This window comes from Streptomyces torulosus (genome assembly GCF_001419765.1).
Lineage (GTDB): Bacteria > Actinomycetota > Actinomycetes > Streptomycetales > Streptomycetaceae > Streptomyces > Streptomyces torulosus.
This window is the reverse complement of sequence record NZ_LIRK01000762.1, coordinates 381-3,353: the sequence shown is the minus strand read 5'-3', so window position 1 is coordinate 3,353 and position 2,973 is coordinate 381. Positions and strand designations below refer to the sequence as shown.

2 protein-coding genes and 1 pseudogene are annotated in these 2,973 nt (G+C 68.7%); all 3 read right to left on the bottom strand.

All coding sequences use genetic code 11. The features are described from left to right. Positions 1 to 95: 95 nt before the first annotated feature. Complete coding sequence (locus AOK23_RS39375; RefSeq protein ID WP_055717243.1) at positions 96 to 1,196, bottom strand: calcium:cation antiporter; 1,101 nt, start codon at positions 1,194 to 1,196, stop codon at positions 96 to 98. A gap of 112 nt (positions 1,197 to 1,308) precedes the next feature. After that, complete coding sequence (locus tag AOK23_RS39370) at positions 1,309 to 2,310, bottom strand: TerC family protein (RefSeq protein WP_055717242.1); 1,002 nt, start codon at positions 2,308 to 2,310, stop codon at positions 1,309 to 1,311. A 290-nt stretch (positions 2,311 to 2,600) separates the two neighbouring features. Next, positions 2,601 to 2,973 (bottom strand): annotated as a pseudogene (locus AOK23_RS50975) (TerD family protein); the annotation flags it as partial.

Here is a 2,973-nt window from a genome sequence, read left to right as displayed (position 1 = left end):
CCCCGGCTACGGGTCGGGAGTGCCCCAGCTACGCGTCGGAAGTGCCCCGGTTACGGGTCGGGGACGCCCTGGCAACTGGTCGGGGGCGCTCCCCGCTACGGGGTCACCGCGAGTTCCAGGTACGCCGCGAACAGGACGAGGTGCACCCCGCCCTGGAGCGGCGTCGCCCGCCCCGGCACCACCGTCAGCGAGGCCACCACGACGGTCAGGGCGAGCAGCACCATATGGGTCGCGCCGAGGCCGAGGACGAGGGGACCGGAGAGCCAGAGCGAGGCCAGGGCCACCGCCGGGATGGTGAGGCCGATGCTGGCCATCGCGGACCCGAGGGCGAGGTTGAGGCTGGTCTGGACGCGGTCGCGGCGGGCGGCGCGCAGGGCGGCGATGGTCTCGGGGAGCAGCACGAGCAGGGCGATGACCACACCGACGACGGCGTGCGGCAGTCCCGCGGCCTGCACACCGGACTCGATGGTCGGCGAGACGCCCTTGGCGAGGCCCACCACACCGACGAGCGCGAGGCCGAGGAGTCCGAGGCTGACGGCGGCGGTGCGGGAGGTCGGCGCCTCGGCGTGGTCGTCCGCGGTGATCACCTCGCCCTGTCGGGTGATCGGCAGGAAGTAGTCCCGGTGGCGCATGGTCTGGGTCGCCACGAAGAGGCCGTAGAGCAGCAGTGACGCCAGTGCCGCGAAGGTGAGCTGGGCCGTGGAGAACTCCGGGCCGGGCTTGCTCGTGGTGAAGGTGGGCAGCACCAGGCTGAGGGTGGCCAGGGTCGCGACCGTGGCGAGGGCCGCGCCGGTGCCCTCCGGGTTGAAGACGGCGAGTCCATGACGCAGTGAGCCGACGAGGAGACACAGTCCGAGGATGCCGTTGCAGGTGATCATCACCGCCGCGAAGACGGTGTCCCGGGCGAGGGTGGAACTCTTGTCGCCGCCGTCGGCCATGAGCGTGACGATCAGCGCGACCTCGATGATCGTCACCGCGACCGCGAGGACCAGCGAACCGAACGGTTCGCCGACCCGGTGGGCGACGACCTCGGCGTGATGGACGGCCGAGAGGACGGCCCCCGCGAGCACCAGCGTGACCAGGGCGACGAGCACCCCGGGCAGATCACGCCCCCAGGTGAGAACGAGCAGGACGACCGCGGCCACCGGGACGGCGACGGTCCATCGCGCCGCGAGCGACCGGAGTCGAGCGAGCATGCGGTGATCCTTTCAGACGTGAAGGGGCCCCGCACTCCGGTCGACGCCGTGGATGCGCGTCGTCGGTGGGCGGGGCCCCTTCGATCGTTGCTGTGCTGTGCGGCGGCCGCTGTCAGGCCTCGACGCTGTCCTTCTCGGCGCCTTCGGTCTTCTGCTGCTCCGCCTCGGCCGCCGCCTGCTTCTTGGAGGCACGGAGGCTGGTGATCGTGGTGACGATCAGGACCGAGCAGATCACCCCGAGGGAGACCGGGATGGAGATCTCGGGCACATGGACGCCGGACTCGTGCAGCGCGTGCAGGACCAGCTTCACGCCGATGAAGCCGAGGATGACCGACAGGCCGTAGGACAGGTGGACCAGCTTCTTCAGCAGCCCGCCGATGAGGAAGTACAGCTGCCTCAGGCCCATCAGCGCGAACGCGTTGGCCGTGAAGACGATGTACGGGTCCTGGGTCAGGCCGAAGATGGCCGGGATCGAGTCCAGGGCGAACAGGACGTCGGTGGTGCCGATCGCGAGCATCACGACGAGCATCGGCGTCATGACGCGCTTGCCGTTCTGCTCGATCCACAGCTTGGTGCCGTGGTAGCGGTCGGCGACGCCGAAACGCTTCTCGGCGGCCTTGAGGAGCTTGTTCTCCTCCCAGTCCTCGTCCTCCTCGTCGGCCCTGGCCTCCTGGATCAGCTTCCAGGCGGTGTAGATCAGGAACGCGCCGAAGATGTAGAAGACCCAGGCGAAGCTGGCGAGGATCGCGGCGCCCGCGGCGATGAATATCGCGCGGAGCACCAGGGCGATCAGCACACCGATCAGGAGCACCCGCTGCTGGTACTGCGAGGGCACCGCGAACTTCGCCATGATCAGGACGAAGACGAAGAGGTTGTCGACGCTCAGCGACTTCTCGGTGATGAAGCCGGCGAAGAACTCTCCGGCCGGCTGGCCGCCGGCGAAGACGAACAGTCCGAGTCCGAAGAGGGCGGCCAGGACGATCCAGACGACCGTCCAGATTCCGGCTTCCTTGATGGACACGTCATGGGGCTTGCGGCCGATGAAGAAGTCGACCGCGATGAGGGCGGCAAGGCCCACCACTGTCAGGACCCACAGGGTCGTGGAAACATCCACTGCGCCTCCGGCAGTACGTAACGGCAAATTGCAGCGTCATCGCTACCGGAGGTCTCTTCCACCCGGTCCTCCAGGGCGTTCCACAACGCCTGGTGCCGCCGGGCCGACGCCCCGGGATCTGTCTGATCCGTATTGACGGGTACGCCGCAGCAAGTAGGGAGTACTCCCCTCCGCTCATAAGAGCATACCCATTCACCAAGAATAGGTAAAGGGGCAGGCAAAGGAAGTATCAAAATCGCAGGTCAGAGCGGCTTTACTAGGTCTTGATGCAGGTGGGGGCCAGGTCGTGCTCACCGGTTCCAGGAGCGGCGGGCGTCCGCGACCTGGGTGAGCACCTGGTGGAGGATCCGGCTGCCCGGCGGGACGAGCGACGGCTCGTACGTCCACGCGTGCCCGACCCAGGGGTCGGCCAGGTGGTCGTCCGGGGTGGGTGTGAGTCGCAGCAGCGAGCGCCACAGCGGGTCGAGCAACGGCCCGTAGGCGGCGGCGTCCTGACGGTCGGCGACCATCATCAGATGGACGCCGACGGCGGGGCCCTCGTCCGCGAGGTAGCGCAGCTGGGTCACGGCCCGGTCGTCGAAGCCGTGCGGGAAGTCGTTGACGATCAGGAGCTGCTCGGCCGTGTCGAAGCCGGGCGGCAGCGCGTCGGCGGCGCCGCCGCGC

What these genes read in the sequence shown, in the direction of transcription:
- AOK23_RS39375 (WP_055717243.1), bottom strand. Translation starts at nt 1,196, where the DNA reads ATGCTCGCTCGACTCCGGTCGCTCGCGGCGCGATGGACCGTCGCCGTC.